The sequence below is a fragment of the Geodermatophilus dictyosporus genome (assembly GCF_900115505.1).
GTDB lineage: Bacteria > Actinomycetota > Actinomycetes > Mycobacteriales > Geodermatophilaceae > Geodermatophilus > Geodermatophilus dictyosporus.
The window spans coordinates 59,995-78,289 of the sequence record NZ_FOWQ01000003.1; the positions used below are offsets into that span (position 1 = coordinate 59,995).

At 76.4% G+C, this 18,295-nt stretch carries 16 protein-coding genes; 7 read left to right on the forward strand and 9 right to left on the reverse strand.

Annotation, left to right across the window (positions count from 1 at the left end; genetic code table 11):
* Positions 1-65: 65 nt before the first annotated feature.
* The gene (locus BMZ33_RS07570; protein ID WP_169064028.1) at positions 66-2,651 is read right to left on the reverse strand and encodes a diguanylate cyclase domain-containing protein; all 2,586 of its coding nucleotides are present in this window, start codon (positions 2,649-2,651) and stop codon (positions 66-68) included.
* 113 nt (positions 2,652-2,764) lie between these two features.
* A complete protein-coding gene (locus BMZ33_RS24410; RefSeq protein WP_091108985.1) occupies positions 2,765-4,441 on the reverse strand; it encodes a GGDEF domain-containing protein in 1,677 nt (558 codons plus the stop codon).
* Between the two features lie 98 nt (positions 4,442-4,539).
* On the opposite strand from BMZ33_RS24410, the gene pheA reads away from it, so the two are divergent.
* Positions 4,540-5,475, forward strand: a complete 936-nt coding sequence (gene pheA, locus BMZ33_RS07580; RefSeq protein ID WP_091108986.1) for a prephenate dehydratase — start codon at positions 4,540-4,542, stop codon at positions 5,473-5,475.
* 19 nt (positions 5,476-5,494) lie between these two features.
* Here the strand turns inward: pheA and BMZ33_RS07585 are convergent, their stop codons facing one another.
* Positions 5,495-7,591: an MMPL family transporter gene (locus BMZ33_RS07585; RefSeq protein WP_169064029.1), complete on the reverse strand. Its 2,097-nt coding sequence runs from the start codon at positions 7,589-7,591 to the stop codon at positions 5,495-5,497.
* 59 nt (positions 7,592-7,650) lie between these two features.
* On the opposite strand from BMZ33_RS07585, the gene BMZ33_RS07590 reads away from it, so the two are divergent.
* The gene (locus tag BMZ33_RS07590) at positions 7,651-8,118 is read left to right on the forward strand and encodes a MarR family winged helix-turn-helix transcriptional regulator (protein WP_091108988.1); all 468 of its coding nucleotides are present in this window, start codon (positions 7,651-7,653) and stop codon (positions 8,116-8,118) included.
* On the opposite strand, the gene BMZ33_RS07595 is transcribed toward BMZ33_RS07590, so the two are convergent.
* From BMZ33_RS07595 to BMZ33_RS07605, 3 genes are read right to left on the reverse strand one after another with little or no spacing between them, the layout of a single operon-like run.
* Positions 8,115-8,441, reverse strand: coding sequence for a GroES family chaperonin (locus BMZ33_RS07595; protein ID WP_169064030.1), 327 nt, complete (start codon positions 8,439-8,441; stop codon positions 8,115-8,117). The two genes, BMZ33_RS07590 and BMZ33_RS07595, sit on opposite strands and share 4 nt — an antisense overlap.
* Before the next feature lie 36 nt (positions 8,442-8,477).
* On the reverse strand, positions 8,478-8,825 hold the full coding sequence (locus BMZ33_RS07600) for a metallopeptidase family protein (RefSeq protein ID WP_091108989.1): 348 nt from the start codon (positions 8,823-8,825) through the stop codon (positions 8,478-8,480).
* Positions 8,822-10,255: a GuaB1 family IMP dehydrogenase-related protein gene (locus BMZ33_RS07605; protein WP_091108990.1), complete on the reverse strand. Its 1,434-nt coding sequence runs from the start codon at positions 10,253-10,255 to the stop codon at positions 8,822-8,824. Before BMZ33_RS07605 ends, BMZ33_RS07600 begins: the two co-directional genes overlap by 4 nt.
* Positions 10,256-10,263: 8 nt before the next feature.
* Between BMZ33_RS07605 and BMZ33_RS07610 the strand changes: the two genes are divergently transcribed.
* Positions 10,264-13,110 carry a hybrid sensor histidine kinase/response regulator gene (locus BMZ33_RS07610; protein WP_091108991.1) on the forward strand — a complete coding sequence of 949 codons (2,847 nt, stop codon included), beginning with the start codon at positions 10,264-10,266 and terminating at the stop codon, positions 13,108-13,110.
* A gap of 12 nt (positions 13,111-13,122) precedes the next feature.
* Here the strand turns inward: BMZ33_RS07610 and BMZ33_RS23175 are convergent, their stop codons facing one another.
* Positions 13,123-13,278 (reverse strand): hypothetical protein, encoded by a 156-nt coding sequence (locus tag BMZ33_RS23175; protein WP_169064031.1) that lies wholly within the window; start codon positions 13,276-13,278, stop codon positions 13,123-13,125.
* Between the two features lie 212 nt (positions 13,279-13,490).
* On the opposite strand from BMZ33_RS23175, the gene serS reads away from it, so the two are divergent.
* From serS to BMZ33_RS07630, 4 genes are all read left to right on the forward strand, one after another.
* Entirely contained in the window at positions 13,491-14,783 is a 1,293-nt protein-coding gene (gene serS / locus BMZ33_RS07615; RefSeq protein ID WP_091108992.1) for a serine--tRNA ligase, read from the forward strand.
* The gene (locus tag BMZ33_RS07620) at positions 14,780-15,694 is read left to right on the forward strand and encodes an HAD family hydrolase (RefSeq protein WP_091108993.1); all 915 of its coding nucleotides are present in this window, start codon (positions 14,780-14,782) and stop codon (positions 15,692-15,694) included. The genes serS and BMZ33_RS07620 overlap by 4 nt, the downstream gene beginning before the upstream one ends.
* The gene (locus BMZ33_RS07625) at positions 15,687-16,499 is read left to right on the forward strand and encodes an HAD family hydrolase (protein ID WP_091108994.1); all 813 of its coding nucleotides are present in this window, start codon (positions 15,687-15,689) and stop codon (positions 16,497-16,499) included. Before BMZ33_RS07620 ends, BMZ33_RS07625 begins: the two co-directional genes overlap by 8 nt.
* A 136-nt stretch (positions 16,500-16,635) precedes the next feature.
* Positions 16,636-17,556: a slipin family protein gene (locus tag BMZ33_RS07630; RefSeq protein ID WP_169064032.1), complete on the forward strand. Its 921-nt coding sequence runs from the start codon at positions 16,636-16,638 to the stop codon at positions 17,554-17,556.
* Here BMZ33_RS07630 and BMZ33_RS07635 read toward each other — a convergent pair.
* The gene (locus BMZ33_RS07635; protein ID WP_091108995.1) at positions 17,525-17,719 is read right to left on the reverse strand and encodes a DUF1707 SHOCT-like domain-containing protein; all 195 of its coding nucleotides are present in this window, start codon (positions 17,717-17,719) and stop codon (positions 17,525-17,527) included. The two genes, BMZ33_RS07630 and BMZ33_RS07635, sit on opposite strands and share 32 nt — an antisense overlap.
* A 10-nt stretch (positions 17,720-17,729) precedes the next feature.
* On the reverse strand, positions 17,730-18,266 hold the full coding sequence (locus tag BMZ33_RS07640; protein ID WP_091108996.1) for a bacterial proteasome activator family protein: 537 nt from the start codon (positions 18,264-18,266) through the stop codon (positions 17,730-17,732).
* Positions 18,267-18,295 lie beyond the last annotated feature (29 nt).

Sequence of the window (18,295 nt, forward strand, 5' to 3'; positions counted from 1 at the left end):
TGCCACGCCGTCCCGGCCGGGAGCCTCCGGCCCCGCGGCCGGTCCGCCGTCCTCCGCGGGGCGGCTCACCTCGCGGTGCGCCTCGCGATGCGGGCGGCGAAGACGCCGGCGGCGTGGCCGTTGTCGATCGTGCTCACCACGACGCCCGGTGAGGCCGCGTTGAGCACGGTCAGCAGCGCGCCGAACCCGCCGAAGGAGCCCGGCCGACCGGTGGAGGTGGGCACCGCGACGATCGGGACGTCGGTCATCGCGGCCACGGTGGCGGCCAGCGAGGCGTCGAGCCCGGCGACGACGACCAGGCAGTCGGTGTCGTCGAGCAGCGTGCGGTCGGTGAGCAGCGGGCGCAGCCGGCTGCCGCCGACGTCGTCCACGCGCACCACCTCGGTGCCGGTGACCCGCGCGACGAAGGCGGCCTCCGCGGCCACCGACGCGTCGGCGGTGCCGGCGCACAGGACGCCGACCCGGCCGCGCGGCTCGGGGATCGGCCCGACGGCTGCCGACATCGCCGTGGCGTCGACGGTGGTCGAGCCGTCGTACGCGCCGGCCAGCGCGACGAGGGTGTCGGCGGTCGCGCGCACCACCAGCGCCGGCCGGTCGGGGTGCTCGGCGCGTGCCTCGCGGACCAGCGCCAGCACCTGCTCGGTGCTGCGGTTGACCCCCCAGACGACGTCGGGTTCGGCCGGTCCCGGGCGGCTCGGCGGGGCGGGCGCCGGCTGCGGTGCGAGCGTCGGCTCGGCCGGGCTGCCGGTCGACAGCGGCGGGTCGGCCAGCAGCGCGGCGAACCCGCCGACCGGGTCCAGCGGCGAGGCCTGCACGGTGACCCGGGCGGACGGCTCGGCCGGGCGGGCGGGGGCCTCCGGCGGGGCGGCGTCCGGGGCGCGGGTCTGGGTCAGCGCCGAGAGCCGGACGACGCGGTCGCGGCCGCTGCGCTTGGCGTCGTAGAGCACGCCGTCGGCCGCGGCGAACAGCGTGCGGCGGTCGTCGCCGCGGGTGGCCGAGGCGATGCCCACGCTGATGGTCACCGGCACGGTCACGCCGTCGGCGGCCCAGTCGTGCGCGGCGACGGCGCGGCGGATCCGCTCGAGGGCGTGCTCGGCCTGCTCGGCGGTCGTGTCCGGGAACAGGACGACGAACTCGTCGCCGGCCCACCGGCACACCTCGTCGGTGTCGCGGCAGCCGGCCAGGAGCAGCTCGGCGACCGTCCGCAGCACCGCGTCGCCGCCGGGGTGCCCGACCGCGTCGTTGATCGACTTGAACCGGTCGACGTCGACGACGGCGAGCGCGGGCGTGGTGCCGGCGCTGAGCAGCCCGTCGAGCCGGGCCTCGGCGTAGCGCCGGTTGGGCAGGTGGGTCAGCGGGTCCTCGTAGGCCTGCCGGCGCAGCTGGCCGGCGGCCCGCTCGTTCTCCAGCAGGCTCTTGCGCCGGCCGAACAGCTCCACCCAGCGGGTGCGCCGCTCGTCGACCCGGTCCAGCTCGTCGGCGAGGTAGGCCTGCAGGTAGGGCAGTGCGCGGCCGGCGTCGTCGAGCTCGGCGTGCAGCGTGCACAGCTCGCGCAGCGCCGCCCGCCGCAGCCGGGGCAGGCCGTGCTCGCTGGCCAGCGCCAGCGCCTTGGCCAGCTGCTCGTCGGCGCCGCGTCCGTCGCCCTGCCGGCGCAGCGCCCGGCCGAGCGCGAGCTGCGCCGAGGCCAGCAGCGCCCGGTCGCCGGTGGCACTGGTGAGGCGGACGGCGGCCCGCAGCGGCCCGCTGGCGGCGGCGTGCTCGCCGAGCCCGACCAGCGCCCAGCCGTGCACCACCTGCGCGGCGACGATGCCCTCGGCGTCGGGGGGCAGCTGGGCCAGCGCCTGCTCGGCCAGCCGGCGGGCCTCGGCGAAGTGCGGGGCCGCGGAGCCGGGGTCGCCGTCGTCGAGCAGCGCCTCGCCGAGCTCGGCGCACAGCGCGGCCAGGCAGGTGGCCGCGCCGGCGGCGAGCACCTCGGGGTCGCCGTCCTCGGGCCCGAGCAGGCCCTGCTCGGCGGCCGCGCCGGCCGCCTCCAGCGCGCGGCGCTGGTAGTCCAGCGCCAGCGGCATCAGCTCGAGGTCGGCCAGGACGCCGGCCAGCGTGCCGAGGGTGTCGACCAGCAGCGCCCCGGGCGGCAGGTCGGGGTCGAGCAGGCTCGCGGCCTCGACCGCCTCGTCCATCGCCGCGTCGATCCGGCGGGACAGCAGCTCGATGCGCGCGTGCCGGGCCAGGCCCGCGGCGCGCTGCAGGTCGTCGTCGGAGGCGTCGAAGGCGGCCTTGGCCGAGCGCACCAGGGCGATGGCCAGCGCCGCGTGCGAGGCCGACTCCGAGCGCGGGTCGCTGTCGGGGCGCTCCCCGTCGTGGTCGAGCAGCCCGGCGACGCCGGCGTGCAGGTCGAGGGACTCCGTCGCGGGCGCGTCGATCGGCTCCCCGACGACGCTGAAGCCGGCCACCCGCAGCCGGCGCACGAGCAGCTCGGCGCGCAGGGTGTCGGCCCAGGCCCGGCCGAGGGACGGCGGCTCGTCCCGCTCGGCCCGCCCGGCGGGCTCGTAGGGCGAGGAGGGGTCGACGACCGACAGCAGCCGCTCGGCGTCGTCGAGCTGCCAGTTGGCGAGGGCAGCGGTCACCCGTTGGTGCAGGGCTCCGGGTGGCACCAGCGCACTGTGCACGCCGTCCGCGGGGGAGTCGAGCACCGGGCCGGGGGCACGCCGGGGGCCGGGCGGTGCCTCGTCCGTCGTGTCACGGGAGTCCCAGGCGGGGCCGCGCGTCACGCCGTCGTCCCCTCGGCCGGGTCGTCCCCGGCGTCGCCGACCAGGCCGGGTGCGCGCACCCGGTTGCGCCCGCCGCGCTTGGCGGAGAACAGGTGCAGGTCGGCGGTGTCGAACAGCGAGCGCCAGCCGGGCGGGTCGCCGGCGCCGTCGGCCGGCGCGGTGGCCACCCCGATGCTGACCGTGATCGGCCCGGTCAGCGGCAGGTCGCGCCAGTCGGCCTCGGCGACGGCGGCGCGCAGCCGCTCCACGGCGGCCAGCGCCTGGCCCTGGGTGGCGGTGGGCAGCACGACGAGGAACTCGTCGCCGGCCCAGCGGTAGACCTCGTCGTCGAGGCGGCTGTGCTCGCGCAGCAGCGCGGCCACCCGGCGCAGCACCTCGTCGCCGTGCGAGTGCGAGGTGTCGTCGTTGACCTCCTTGAAGCGGTCGACGTCGACGACGGCCAGCGACAGCGGCTCGCTGCCCAGCCGGAGCCCGGCCAGCCGGCGCTCGGCGCTGCGCCGGTTGCCCAGCCCGGTCAGCGGGTCCTCCAGCGCGTGCCGGCGCAGCACCGCGGCCTGCCGCTCGACCTCGCGCAGCCGGCTGCGCCGGACGAACATCTCCGCCCACAGCTCGCGGCTGCGCGCGTGCGCCCGCCCGGTGTCGGCGCGGTAGGCGTCGAGCCAGTACAGCGCCTCGGCGGGCCGGCCCATCGCGGCGGTGGCCTGGCCGAGCTCGAGCAGGCACTGGCGGTAGCGGCGGCGGTCGGCGGTCGCGGCGAAGGCGCCGGCGGCGTCGACGAGCAGGTCGGTGGCCTCCTCGGCGTGCCCGCCGCCGCTGTGCAGCTGGGAGAGCCGGCCGAGCAGCCGGGCCAGCGCCAGGTCGGTGTAGCCGCGCAGCCAGGTGCTGCCGGTGCGGTGCACCCGCCGGTGCACCGAGCGCAGCGGGCCGACGGCGTCGTCGAGGTCGTCGTGGCAGGCCAGCGCCCAGGCCTGGACGACGTCGAGCAGGTCGAGGTCGTCGGGGTCGGGCTCGACGTCGAGGGCACGGGCGTCGGTGGCGTGGGCCAGGGCGCTCCCGGCCAGCTCCACGCTGCGGGTCACCGCGCCGCGGCGGCGCAGCGTCTGGGCCAGCTCGGTGGACTGCTGCGCGCACAGCCGCAGCAGCAGCCAGCGGTCGGCGAGCCCGGGCAGCGCGGCGGCCACCCGGCAGCCCTGCTCGGCCTGGGCCAGCGCCAGCTCCTCCAGGTCGAGCGCGGTGAGCGTCAGGGACAGCCACAGGTGCGCCTGGTGCAGGGCGCGCGTCGGCTCGCCGGACCCGAGCTGCTCGGTGAGCAGGCTGGCGTCGATGGCCAGCAGCATCGCCGCGTCCGGGTGGTCGCCGGTGGCCTCCACGTGGGCCAGGTAGGCCAGGGCCAGCGCGGTCGACGGCGCGGGCGGGCAGGCGGCCAGGGCCTCGCGGGCGGCGGCGACGTCGTCGGCCGCGGCGTCCGGGTGCCCGTCGACCAGGGCGCGGCGGGCGGCGAGGGCCGCGCGCCAGGCCGCCCAGCGCGGCTCGCTGGCGGCGGCGAGGGCGCCCTCGACGGCGTCCAGCTCGGTGCGGAAGGCGTCGGCGTCGTCCCGTCCGCTGGCGGCCAGGACGCGCCACAGCGCAGCGTCCAGGTCACCGTCGGTGACGGAAACGGGCCCGGGAGTCACGCCTTCCCCTCCGCTCGACGGGTGTCCGGCCGCCCGGCCGGTGGCAGCCGGCCCCCGGGCCGACCTGCGGGCCCGCCCTGCCGCACTACCCTCGTCGGGTGCTCCAGACGCCTCCGACGCGGTTCGCCTATCTCGGCCCCGAGGGTACCTTCGCCGAGGCGGCGCTGAGCACCGCAGTCGGGCCGGACCAGGGGGTCCGGCAGCCGGCGGCCAGCGTCCCGGCCGCGCTGGCGGCGGTGCGCACCGGCGAGGCCGACGCGGCCCTGGTGCCGCTGGAGAACTCCGTCGAGGGCTCGGTGCCGGCCACCATGGACGGCCTGGCCGACGGTGACCCGCTGCTCATCACCCGCGAGGTCTTCCTCTCCGTCTCCTTCGTCCTCGCCGTCCGCCCCGGCACCCCTGCGGCCGACGTGCGCAGCGTGGTCAGCCACCCGCACGCGCTGGCCCAGACGGCCCGCACCGTGGCCACGTGGCTGCCCGGCGTCCCGGCCCTGCCGGCCTCCTCCACCGCCGCCGCGGCCCGCGCGGTCGCCGAGGGGGAGCACGACGCCGCCGTCTGCGCGCCGATCGCCGCCGAGCGCTACGGGCTGGTGCCGCTGGCCGAGGACGTCGCCGACCACCCCGGCGCGGTCACCCGGTTCGTGCTGGTCACGCCGCCCGGCGCGCTGCCGGCGCCCACCGGCAACGACAAGACCTCGCTGGTGGCCGTCGTCGGCGACCGCACCGGGGCGCTGCTGGACCTGCTCTCCGAGTTCGCCGTCCGCGGGATCAGCCTGACCCGCATCGAGTCGCGGCCCACCCGCGAGCGGCTCGGCGTCTACTCGTTCTCCCTCGACTGCGAGGGGCACGTCGCCGACGCCCGCGTGGGCGAGGCGCTGGCCGCGCTGCACCGCGTGTGCGACGACGTCCGCTTCCTGGGGTCCTACGCCCGCGCCGACGGCCGCACCAACCGCCCGGTGCCCGACGTCGCCGCCGACGCCGCGTTCACCGACGCGCACGCCTGGCTCACCCGCCTGCGCACCGGCCAGGTGTGAGGGGAGGACCGCGGCGGCCTCAGACCGGCTCGAGCTCGCGCTCGGGTTCGGGGTGCGGCCGACGGGCGAGGCGGCTGGGCCACCAGGTGCGGTCGCCGAGCAGCGCGACCGCGGCGGGCACCACCAGCGAGCGGACGACGAAGGTGTCGAGCAGCACGCCGAAGCCCACGAGGAACGACAGCTGGGTGAGGAACAGCAGCGGCAGCACCGACAGGGCACCGAAGGTCGCCGCCAGCACCAGCCCGGCGCTGGTGATGACCCCGCCGGTCACCGCCAGCGCCCGCAGGACGCCGTCGCGGGTGCCGTGCCGCGCCGACTCCTCGCGCGCGCGGGTCATGAGGAAGATGTTGTAGTCGATCCCCAGGGCGACGAGGAACACGAACCCGATGAGCAGGATGCCGGGGTCGCTGCCGGGGAAGCCGAAGACGTCGTCGAACAGCAGCGCGGCCACCCCGACCGTCGCGCCGACGCTGAGCACCACCGTGGCCACCAGCAGCAGCGGCGCCACCAGTGCCCGCAGCAGCAGCGCCAGCACGACGGTGATCACCACCAGCACGCTCGGCACGATCACCCGCAGGTCGCGGCCGGCGGTCTCGCGGGCGTCGAGGTTGCTCGCGGTGTCCCCGCCCACGAGGGCCTGCGGGTCGGCGTCGTCGAGCTCCCCGCGCAGGTCCTGGACGACGTCGATCGCCTCGGTGCTGTCGGCGGACACGGCGAGGGTGACGTCGAGCCGGACCAGCCCGTCGACCACCACCGGGTCGCCCCCGGGTGGGCCGCCGGTGAACGGCACGACCGACGCCACGCCCTCGGTCGCCGCGGCCGCCTCGGCGACCTCCGGCCAGGAGCCCTCCGGCGTGACGACGACGGTCGGGCTGCCCGAGCCGGCGTCGAAGTGCCGGGCCAGCGCCTCCTGCCCGTCGACGCCGTCGGACTCGCCGCGGATGGCGTCGCTGAAGGTGATGCCCGAGGCGTCGTAGGTGGGCGCGAACAGCGCGGCGGCCACCAGCGCGAGCGTGCTGAGGGCGAGCACGCGGCGGGGACGCCGGCCGACGAGGGCGGCGACCCGCTGCCAGCCCCGGCCCTGCGGCGCCTCGCTGCCGTACCTCGGCCGGAAGGGCCAGAACGCGGCGCGGCCGAGCAGGGTGAGCGCGGCGGGCAGGAAGGTGAGCGCGGCGACGACCGCGAGCGAGACGCTCACCGCCGAGATCGGCCCCAGGCCGCGGTTGGACGACAGGTCGGAGAACAGCAGGCACAGCACGCCGAGGACGACCGTGGCGCCCGAGGCGACGATCGGCTCCCACGAGCGGCGCAGCGCGGTCCGCATGGCGGTGAACCGGGACTGCTCCCGGCGCAGCTCCTCGCGGAAGCGGGAGACCAGCAGCAGGCCGTAGTCGGTGGCCGCGCCCACGACCAGGATCGAGGCGATGCCCTGGCTCTGGCCGTTGACCGTGATGAGGCCGTTGTCGGCGAGCAGGTAGGCGACCGCGTTGCCGACGGTCAGCGCCAGTCCCGCCGTCCCGATGACCAGGAAGGGCAGCAGCGGGCTGCGGTAGACCACCAGCAGGATCACCAGGACGACGCCGAAGGCGGCCAGCAGCAGCAGCCCGTCGATGCCGGCGAACCCGTTGGCGAAGTCGGCGAAGATCCCGCCGGGCCCGGTGACGAACGACGACGTCCCGTCGACGGCGATCGCCGACCGGACGTCCTCGACGACGGGCACGATCTCGTCGCCGATCTCGGGCGTCAGCGGCAGGAGGACCTGCACGGCCTCGCCGTCCTCGGAGGGGATCGGCGGGGAGGGCTCCCCGGCCAGGAACCCCGCCTCCTCGGCGACGGCGGCCGCCTCCTCCGCACGCTGCGCGATCTCGCCGAGCGCCGTCTGGTCGAGGGGGCCCTCGCCCTCCCATAGCAGGATCGCCGGGATCGACTGGGTCGGCGAGAACCCCTGCTGCAGCTCGGCCACGCGGGTGGACTCCGCGCTGTCGGGGAGGAAGGCGGCGGTGTCGTTCTCCTGCAGGCCGGTCAGCTTCCCGCTGAGCGCGCCGAGCGGCCCGGCCGCCCCCAGCCACAGCAGGAGGACGACCAGGGGGAGCAGCCAGCGGGCCCGGCGTGCCATGGTGTGATCCTCTCGACGGCCTATCATCTCGATCGTCGAGAGATTAGAGGGGAGGCGGTGTGGCGCGCAACGCGGGCGAGCGGGCGGAGGCGGCCCTCCTGCTGCGCCGGCTCAGCGTCGAGCTCGACGCCGTGGGGCAGCGGTTCGCCGACCTGCACGGACTCGGGCGCACCGACGTGCGGGCCATCGTGGCGGTCATGGACGCCGCGCGGGCGGGGGAGCCCCTCACCGCCGGCGGTCTCGGTGCGGCGGTGTCGCTCAGCTCCGCGTCGGTCACCGCGCTCGTCGACCGGCTCGAGCGCTCGGGGCACCTCCAGCGCGTGCGCGACCCCGCCGACCGGCGGCGCGTCGTCCTGCAGATGACCGAGCGCTCGACGGCCGCCGGGGCCGCGTTCTTCGGCGGGCTGCAGCGCGACCTCGTGGCCGCGATGGAGGAGTTCTCCGACGCCGACCTCGCCGTCGTCCGCCGCTTCCTCACCGGGATGACCGGGGTGATCGAGCGCCACGCCCGGGGGGACCGCCCCTAGAGGTAGAGGCCGGTGGACTCCTCGATCCGCTCGGCGGCGACGGCGTGCACGTCGCGCTCGCGCAGGATGATCAGCTCCTCGCCGTGCACCTCGACCTCGTGCTGGTCCTCGGGGGAGAAGAGCACCTGGTCGCCCACCTTCACCTGGCGCACGCTCGCGCCCACGCCGCGGGCCTCGCCCCACACCAGCCGCTTGGCCACCTGCGCGGTCGCCGGGATGAGGATGCCGCCGGTGGACCGCCGCTCGCCGTCCTCCCGGCGCAGCGCGACCAGGACGCGGTCGTGCAGCATCTTGATCGGGAGCTTGCCCGCGGTCTCTGCCACGCCGGTCACGGTACCCAGGGGACGGGGTCCTCCCCGTCACCCCCAGCCGAGCTCGTGCAGGCGCTCGTCGTCGATGCCGAAGTGGTGCGCGATCTCGTGGACGACGGTCACCGTCACCTCCTCGACCACCTCCTCGGCGGTCGAGCAGACGTCGCAGACGGCCTCGCGGTAGACCATGATCCGGTCGGGCAGCGCCCCGCCGTACTGCCAGCCGCGCTCGGTCAGCGCGTACCCCTCGTAGAGGCCCAGCAGCTCGGGCTCCTCCTCGTTGCGGTCCTCGACGAGCACGACGACGTTGTCCAGCAACGCCATGAGCTCGGCGGGGACGGCGTCGAGGGCGTCGGCCACCAGCGACTCGAAGACCTCCCGCGGGAGCGGCCTCACCAGCTGGTGGGCAGCGGCCGGCCCTCCTCGTAACCGGCCGCGCTCTGCACCCCCAGGACCGCGCGCTCGTGCAGCTCGTCGACGGTGCGGGCGCCGGCGTAGGTGCACGACGAGCGCACCCCGGCGACGATGCCGTCGATCAGGTCCTCGACGCCGGGGCGGGCCGGGTCGAGGTACATCCGCGAGGAGCTGATGCCCTCCTCGAACAGCCCCGCGCGGGCCCGCTCGAAGCTGCTCTGCGCCGCCGTCCGGGCCTTGACCGCCCGGGCCGAGGCCATGCCGAAGGACTCCTTGTAGAGCCGGCCGCTGCCGTCGTCGTGGATGTCGCCGGCCGACTCGTAGGTGCCGGCGAACCAGGAGCCGACCATGACGTTGGCCGCGCCGGCGGCCAGGGCCAGCGCGACGTCGCGCGGGTGGCGGACGCCGCCGTCGGCCCACACGTGCCGGCCCAGCCGGCGCGCCTCGGCCGCGCACTCCTCGACGGCGGAGAACTGCGGCCGGCCGACGCCGGTCATCATCCGCGTGGTGCACATGGCGCCGGGGCCCACCCCGACCTTGACGACGTCGGCACCGGCCTCGACCAGGTCGCGGGTGCCCTCGGCGGTGACCACGTTGCCGGCGACCACCGGCGTCGACCCGGCCACCGAGCGGACCGCGCGCACCGCCTCCACCGCCTTCTCCTGGTGGCCGTGCGCGGTGTCGACGACGAGCACGTCGACGCCGGCGGCCAGCAGCGCCGAGGCCTTGCCCGCGACGTCGCCGTTGATGCCGACGGCCGCGGCGGTGAGCAGCTGGCCCCCGGCGTTGACCGCGGGCGTGTAGAGCGTCGAGCGCAGCGCGCCCTTGCGGGTGATGACGCCGACCAGCCGCTCGCCCTCGACCACCGGCGCGGCGCTGACCCGCTCCTCGGCGAGCACGTCGAAGACCTTGGGCAGCTCGGTGCCCGCGGGGATGGTCAGCGGGTGCGCGGCCATGACCTGCGCGAGCTGGGTGAAGCGGTCCACGTGCTGGCAGGCGCCGTCGGTCACCACGCCGACCGGCACGCCGTCCTCGACCACCACGACGATCCCGTGCGCGCGCTTGGCGAGCAGCGACAGCGCCTCGGCCACGGTCGAGGTGGGACTCAGCGTGATCGCGGTGTCGTAGACCGGGTGCCGCGCGTGCACCCACGCCACGGCCTCGCCGACGACGTCGACCGGGATGTCCTGCGGCAGCACGGCCAGGCCGCCGCGGCGGGCCACCGTCTCGGCCATCCGCCGGCCGCTGATCGCCGTCATGTTGGCGACGACGACCGGGATGGTGGTGCCCACCCGGTCGGGCGTGGTCAGGTCGACCTCCAGCCGGGAGCCCACAGTGCTGTGGTTGGGCACCATGAAGACGTCGGCGTAGGTGAGGTCGGTGGCCGGGCGGTTGCCGCCGAGGAAGCGCATGGGTCCGAGTGTCCCAGGACCGGCTCCGCGGCGGCGCCCGCCTCAAGCTCGGCGGCCGGGCGGCCGACACCTCACCCGTGGCTCCCCTGCACCGCGACCGACCGGACTCCGACGCCCGGCCGCTGCGGGTCCTCCTGCGCCGCCCCCTGCTGGTCGGCCTGGCCGCCGTCACGGTCCTGGCGCTGACCACCGTGGGCGTGGTCGTCGCCATCGTGGCGGTGCTGGGGCCGCGGCTGGACCGCGCCGACGAGACGCTGCGCGCCCTGCAGGACGGCCACGTCGCGATGATCAACCAGGAGACCGGCCTGCGCGGCTTCCTCATCACGCGCGAGGAGCGCTTCCTGCAGCCCTACGAGTGGGGAGCGCAGGAGGTGGCCGCGATCGACGACCGGCTCACCGAGCTGGCGCGGGGCGACGCCGAGCTGGCCGGCCTGGTCGCCGACCTGCAGGCCGCCGAGCGGGAGTGGATCGACACCTGGGTGCGGCCGACGCTGGCCCGGCAGCCCGCGCTCGGGGACACCGCGGCGCTCGGCGAGCTGCTCGGCGAGGGCAAGGAGCTCTTCGACGCCTACCGCGCCGTGGAGGCCGAGGTGCGCGCCACGGTGGAGGACCGCCGCGCCGGGGCCGCGACCGTCATGGGCGGGATGCTGCTGGCCGGCGCCGTCCTGGGCCTGGGGGTCGCCGTCGCCGTCGCCGTCGCCGTCCGGCGGGCCAACCGCCGGCTGACCGCGCAGGTCCTGCCGCCCACCCAGCAGGTGCGCGACGCGCTCGCCGCGCTGACCGAGGGCCGGCTCGACACCCGGCTGGCCGAGACCGGGCCGGAGGAGCTGCGCGACATCGCCGGGGACGTCAACGCGCTGGGCCGGGCGCTGCGCGACCGCGGCGCGCTGGTCGCGGCGCGCGAGGCGGAGCTCGTCGCCGCACGCGACCAGGCCGAGCGGGCCGGGCAGGCCAAGACGGCGTTCCTGGCGACGATGAGCCACGAGATCCGGACGCCGCTCAACGCGGTCCTCGGCCTCACCGACCTGCTGCTGACCACCGACCTCGACGAGGACCAGCGGGCCCACCTGGAGACCATCGCCGGCAGCGGCGACAGCCTGCTGGCCCTCATCAACGACGTCCTCGACTTCTCCAAGATCGAGGCGGGTGAGCTCGACCTCGAGGCGGCGCCCTTCGACCTCGACGGCCTCGTCTACGACGTCGCGCAGCTGCTCGCCCCGCAGGCGGCCGGCAAGGGCCTCGACCTGCTGGTCGACGTCCCGGCCGACCGCTCCTGGCACGTCGTCGGCGACGGCACCCGGTTGCGCCAGGTGGTGGTCAACCTGATCGGCAACGCGGTCAAGTTCACCCACGCGGGCCAGGTCGTCGTCTCCGTCGCCGGCGAGTCGCACGGGGACCGGCTGCGCTGCCGCGTCGCGGTCTCCGACACCGGCATCGGCATCCCCGCCGGCCAGCGGCACCGGCTGTTCCGGTCCTTCACCCAGGTGGACACCTCGGCCACCCGGTCCTACGGCGGCACCGGCCTGGGGCTGGCCATCAGCCAGCGCATCGCCCGGGCCATGGGCGGCGACATCACGGTGGACAGCGAGCCCGGGGTGGGCTCGACGTTCACCGTCACCCTGGAGCTGCCGACGGCGGGCGCGGGCGTCGCGCCGTCGGCGGGGGAGGGCCTGGCCGGCCGACGGCTGCTCGTCGTCGACGACAACCGCACCAACCTGCGGATCCTGGAGCACCAGCTGACCCGGTTCGGCGCCGAGTGCGTCGTGACGACGAGCGGCACCGAGGCGCTGGAGACGGTGCGGGCCGGTGGTCTCGACGCGGTCCTGCTGGACCTGCACATGCCCGTCGTGGGCGGGGAGGAGCTGGCCGCCCTCGTGCGCGAGGTGCCCGGCGGCGCGGACCTGCCGCTGGTCCTGCTCAGCAGCTCGACCCGGGTCCAGCCCGACGTGGCGCCGCTGTTCGCCGCCCGCCTGCACAAGCCGGTCCGGCCCGAGCGGCTGCTGCGGACGCTGCGCGCGGTGCTCGCGCCCGGACGCGGCCCGGTCGAGGCCCCCGGCGCGCGCCGCCCGGCCGCCGGTGCCCCCGACCCGGGCCGGCGGAGGCTGCGGGTCCTCGTCGCCGAGGACCACGCCGTCAACGCCCAGCTGATGGCGCTCTACCTGCGCCAGCTCGGCCACGACAGCGAGCACGTGACCGACGGCGCCCAGGCGGTCGAGGCGGTGCGGCGCGGCGGGTGGGACGTGGTGCTCATGGACGCCCAGATGCCGGTGGTGGGCGGCATCGAGGCCACGGCCGAGATCCGCGCGACGCCCGGGCCGCAGCCGCGCGTCGTCGCGGTCACCGCGAGCGTGCTCGACTCCGACCGCAGCGCCTTCCTCGCCGCGGGCGCCGACGCCTTCCTCAGCAAGCCGGTCCGCCTGGCCACCCTGGGCGAGGCGCTCGACGACTGCGCGGAGCTGGGCGACCTGGCCGGCCCCGATGTCGACACCACCGGCGCCGTCCTCGACGAGGTGACGCTCGCCGAGCTCGAGGACCTGGGCCCCGAGGCCCTGCAGCACCTCTACGACCAGTACCTCGACGGCCTCGACCAGGCCGTGGAGGGGCTGGCGGCCGCGGTCGCCGGCGGTGCCTGGTCGGAGGACGACGAGGCGTCGGTCACGCGCCTGGCCCACCGGCTCAAGGGCGGCAGCGCCGCGCTCGGCGCCGTCCGGGTGGCCGGGCTCTGCCGGTGGCTGGAGACGGCGGCGGGTGCCCCGGTGCCCGAGCTGGAGCGCGCGCTGGCCGACCTGCGCACCGAGAGCGGCCGGGTCCGGGTCGCCGTCGGCCGCTGGCTGGCGCTGCTGCCGGTCGCCTGAGCCGCGGACCGCTCAGGCGGTCCGGCGCGCACCGGCCAGCGCGGCTGCCGCGACCACGGCCAGCCCGGCCGCGAGGACGTAGGCGGGCTGCCCGTGCACCCGCCAGCTGACGGCGGCCGCGGTCCGTGCGGCGCCGGCGACCAGCAGGTGGCCCCGGCGACGAGCCACAGGAGAAGCCGGCCGGCGGCGGGGCGGCCGCCTGGACCACGGCGGTCGCCGGCCGCACCCACCGCACGCGGGCGCCGGGTGGGCGTCGGACCACGGAGGCCTCCCTGCACCGGCCGGTAACCGGTGTCTTCCCCCGCGAGGGTGCACCCGGATGCGGCAGGCCGCCCCGCGCGCCCCGGGGTGATCACCGGGAGCCTGCCTACGATCGGGGAGTGATCGACCTGCGCCTGGTGCGCGAGCACCCCGACGTCGTCCGTGCCAGCCAGCGAGCCCGCGGCGCCGACGAGTCCCGGGTCGACGCCCTGCTGGCCGCCGACGAGGCCCGTCGCGCCGCGGTCAAGCGGGCCGACGACCTGCGCGCCGAGCAGAAGGCCGCCTCGCAGGCCGTGCGCGGGGCCTCGAAGGACGAGCGGCCCGCCGTCCTGGAGCGGGCCAAGGCGCTCGCCGCGCAGGTCAAGGAGGCCGAGGAGGCCCAGCGGGCCGCCGACGCCGCGCTGCGCGCGGCGCACCTGGCCATCGCCAACGTCGTCCACGACGGGGTGCCGCCCGGCGGCGAGGACGACGCGGTCACCCTGCGCACCGTCGGCGAGGTCCCGGCCTACGACTTCGAGGTGCGCGACCACCTGCAGCTCGGCGAGGCGCTCGGCGCGATCGACACCGAGCGCGGCGCGAAGGTCTCCGGGGCCCGCTTCTACTTCCTCACCGGCCCCGGGGCGCTGCTGGAGTTCGCGCTCGCCCAGCTGGCGATCTCCCGCGCGGTGGCCGCCGGGTTCACCCCCGTCGTCGCCCCCGCCCTGGTCAAGCCCGAGGCCATGGAGGGCACCGGCTTCCTCGGCGAGCACGACGAGGAGGTCTACAAGGTCGAGCGCGACGACCTCTACCTCGTCGGCACCTCCGAGGTGGCCCTGGCCGGGATGCGGATGAACGAGGTCCTCGACCTCACCGCCGGCCCGCTGCGCTACGCCGGCTGGTCGTCGTGCTTCCGCCGCGAGGCCGGCTCCTACGGCAAGGACACCCGCGGCATCATCCGCGTGCACTGGTTCGACAAGGTCGAGATGTTCAGCTTCTGCCGGCCGGAGGAGGCCGCCGCCGAGCACCTGCGGCTGCTCGCCTGGGAGGAGGAGTTCCTCCAGGCCCTCGAGCTGCCCTACCGGGTGGTCGACATCGCCGCCGGCGACCTGGGCACCAGCGCCGCCCGCAAGTACGACATCGAGGCCTGGTTCCCGTCGCAGGGCACCTACCGCGAGCTGACGTCGACGTCGGACTGCACCACCTTCCAGGCGCGCCGGCTGGCCGTCCGCTACCGCGACGAGGACGGCCGGCCGCAGACCGCGGCGACGCTCAACGGCACGCTGTGCGCGATCGCCCGCACCATCGCCTGCCTGCTCGAGGTGCACCAGCGTGCCGACGGCTCGGTGCACGTCCCGGCGGCGCTGCGGCCCTGGCTGGGCGGCCACGAGGCGCTCACCCCCGGGATGACGCTGGCCGCGCCGGTGCCCGCGTGACGGGGGCCGCGCCCCGGCCGGTCATCTCCGGGCACGTCCCCTCGCCGGAGTCCGAGCGGGTGGTCGAGCCCGACGACCTCGGCAGCTGGCGGCCGAAGCTGGTGGCCAGCGACCTCGACGGCACCCTGCTCACCTCCGAGGGTGTGGTCAGCCCGCGCACCCGGACGGCGCTGGAGGCCTGCTGGGCCGCCGGCATCCCGGTCGTCGGGGTCACCGGACGGGGCCCGCGGCTGCTCGACAGCGTCCGCGCCGCGCTGGACGGCCGGGGCATCGCCGTCCTGGCGCAGGGCGGGTTCGTCGTCGACCTCGAGCGCGACGAGGTGCTGCGCACGGTCGGCCTGCCGCGGGAGCAGGCGACGGCGGTCATCGAGCGGATCGAGTCGGTCGCCGGGGATCTCATCGTCGCCGTCGAGGACGCCGCCGAGCAGGGCGAGGTGCACTCCGCGCTTCGGGTGCAGCACGGCTTCGACTGGCCCTACCCCGAGCCCGCCCACCTGCTGCCGCGCCACCAGGTGCTGCCCACCGGCGCGGTGCTCAAGGTCTTCCTGCGCTCCCCCGCGCTCGGCCAGGACGAGCTGCTGGCCCGCGCCGGGCGCGTCGTCGACCCCACCGAGGCCGAGGTGACCCACGCGGGTCTGGGGTTCATCGAGGTGCTGCCGCCCGGCGTCACCAAGGCCACCGGCCTGGCCGTGGCGCTCGAGCGCTACGGCGTCGGGTTCGGCGACGTGCTCGTCTTCGGCGACATGCCCAACGACCTGCCGATGATCGGCGCGGTGACCGAGGCCGGCGGCCGCGCCGTCGCGGTGGCCAACGCCCACCCCGCCGTCCGGGCCGCGGCCGGCGGGCTCACCGGAGGGCACGACGCCGACGGCGTGGCCCGCTACCTCGAGGCGGTGCTGGCCGGTGTCTGACTGGCGTCCGCGGCTGATCGCCAGCGACATGGACGGCACCCTGCTGCGCTCCGACGACACCGTCAGCGACGAGACGGTGGCGGAGCTCCGGCGCTGGGCCGACGACGGGGTGCCGCTCGTCCTCGCCACCGGCCGGCCCCCGCGCTGGATGCGCCGGATCCGCGAGGTCGTGCGCACCGGCACCGCGGTCTGCTGCAACGGCGCGGTGCTGCTGGACCTCGAGCGCTTCGAGGTGCTCGAGGAGGACGCCTTGCCGCCCGACGTCCTGGCGGCGATCACCGGGGGTCTGCGCGCCGAGCAGCCGGGCACCTGGTTCGCCGTCGAGTACGGGCTGGAGTTCCGCCACGAACCGGTCTACCGGCCGCGGTGGGACGTCGACGCCCCCGGCGTCGCGGAGGCCCCGCTCGAGGAGATCGTCGCGGCACCGGCGGCCAAGCTGCTGGCCCGCCACGAGGACATGGACCGCGACTCCTTCGTCGCGCTGGTGCAGCGGGTGGCCGGCGACCTCGCCACGGTGACGACGTCGTCGTCGGACGCGCTGGCCGAGATCTCCGCGCGCGGCGTCACCAAGGCCACCGGCCTGTCGCGGGTCGCCGCGCGGCACGGGGTGGGCCCGGAGGACGTCGTCGTGTTCGGCGACATGCCCAACGACATCGCGGCGTTCGACTGGGTGCGCGAGGGCGGGGGCCGGGCCGTGGCGATGGCGCACGCCCACCCCGAGCTGCTCGCGGCGGCCACCGACGTCACCACCGGTAACGACGACGACGGCGTCGCCGCCTTCCTCGCCTCGTTGCCCTCGCGCTGACCGTCGGCCCGGTCACGGCCGGATAACGGTGGTCGCACCGGCCTCGACCGGCTGGGAGAGTGGGAGAGGACGGGTCGGCGCCGGGCGCCGCGGGACCGTCCCGCGGGTGCTGCCGAGCCCGTGGAGGTGACCGTCCGTGAGCACCCTGCTCGTCGTCCTGCTCGTGATCGCCGCGGTGGCGCTCGTCGTCGCGGGGGCCAGCCTGAAGATGGTGCAGCAGTACCAGCGCGGTGTCGTGCTGCGCTTCGGCCGGCTGCTGCCCCAGGTCCGCGAGCCCGGCCTGCGGGTGCTGGTCCCCTTCGCCGACCAGATGACGAAGGTGCCGGTGCAGACGCTCGTCCTCGACGTGCCGTCCCAGGGGACCATCACCCGCGACAACGTCACCATCGGCGTCGACGCCGTCGTCTACTTCCGGGTCGTGGACCCGGTGCGCGCGGTGATCAACGTGCAGAACTACATGGTGGCCACGTCCCAGGTCTCGCAGACCTCGCTGCGGTCGGTGATCGGCCGGGCCGACCTCGACACGCTGCTGTCCGACCGGGAGGCGATCAACGACGAGTTGCGCGCGGTCATCGACACCCCCACCGAGGACTGGGGGATCAAGATCGACCGGGTCGAGATCAAGGACATCTCGCTGCCCGAGGGCATGCGCCGCTCGATGTCCCGTCAGGCCGAGGCCGAGCGCGACCGGCGGGCCCGCGTCATCTCGGCCGACGGCGAGTTCCAGGCGTCGGCGAAGCTGGCGCAGGCCGCCGACGCGATGAGCGCGACGCCCGGTGCGCTGCAGCTGCGGCTGCTGCAGACCGTCGCCGACGTCGCCTCGGAGAAGAACAGCACCCTGGTGATGCCCTTCCCGGTCGAGCTGCTGCGCTTCTTCGAGCAGGCCGCCGGCAGCCGGGACGCCGGTCAGGAGCCCGCGCGCGAGCCCGCGGGGGAGCAGCCGCGTGCGCTGCCGGGGCCGGAGGCGTCCGACGGCCTGCTCCGCGGTGTGCCGGGCGACCGGCGGGACGGCGTCGAGGTGCCGGTCACCAGAGGTCGCGGGGCAGGTCCTGCGTGAGCTCGGCGAGCTCGCCGAGGGTGCGGGCGGCGTAGGCCGCCCGCACCCGCTCGTCGTACTCCTGGACGGTCAGCCGCCCCTGGGCGAGACCGCGCTGCAGTGAGCGGACGGTGCTCTCGCGGTCGGCGTCCCCCGCGCGGATCCGCCCCCGTTCGGCGTCCACCCCGCCGGCCTCAGAGGTACTGGCCGCCGGCGGGGCGGACGTCGGCCGTCGGGCCGCCGGGCAGCGCGCGCCGGCGGATCTCCTCCAGCTGCGCCCGGGCGGCCATCTGCTGGGCGAACAGCGCCGTCTGGATGCCCTGGAACACGCCCTCCAGCCAGCCGACCAGCTGGGCCTGGGCGATGCGCAGCTCGGCGTCCGAGGGGGTCACGCCCTCGCTGAACGGCGAGGTGATCCGCCGCAGCTCCTCCGACAGCTCGGGTGCCAGGCCCTGCTCCAGCTCGCGGATCGAGGAGGCGTGGATGTCGCGCAGCCGGGTGCGGCTGGCGTCGTCGAGGGGGGCGGCGCGCACCTCCTCGAGGAGCTGCTTGATCATCGTGCCGATCCGCATGACCTTCGCGGGCTGCTCGACCATCTCGCCCACGCCGTGCGCGCCGTCGCCGTCGTCCGCACCGGCGGCCGACACGGGCATCGCGCCGACCGGCCGGCCGTCGGGACCGACGACGACGACCTGCTGCGGACGCTCGCTGCCGTTCTGCGGTGCCGTCATGCCCCCATCCTGCCCCGCGGCCGCGGACG

Excerpts from the sequence above, each read along its gene's own strand:
- BMZ33_RS07585 (WP_169064029.1), bottom strand. The coding sequence starts at position 7,591 with ATGGCACGCCGGGCCCGCTGGCTGCTCCCCCTGGTCGTCCTCCTGCTG.
- BMZ33_RS07605 (WP_091108990.1), bottom strand. The coding sequence starts at position 10,255 with ATGCGCTTCCTCGGCGGCAACCGCCCGGCCACCGACCTCACCTACGCC.
- BMZ33_RS07640 (WP_091108996.1), bottom strand. The coding sequence starts at position 18,266 with ATGACGGCACCGCAGAACGGCAGCGAGCGTCCGCAGCAGGTCGTCGTC.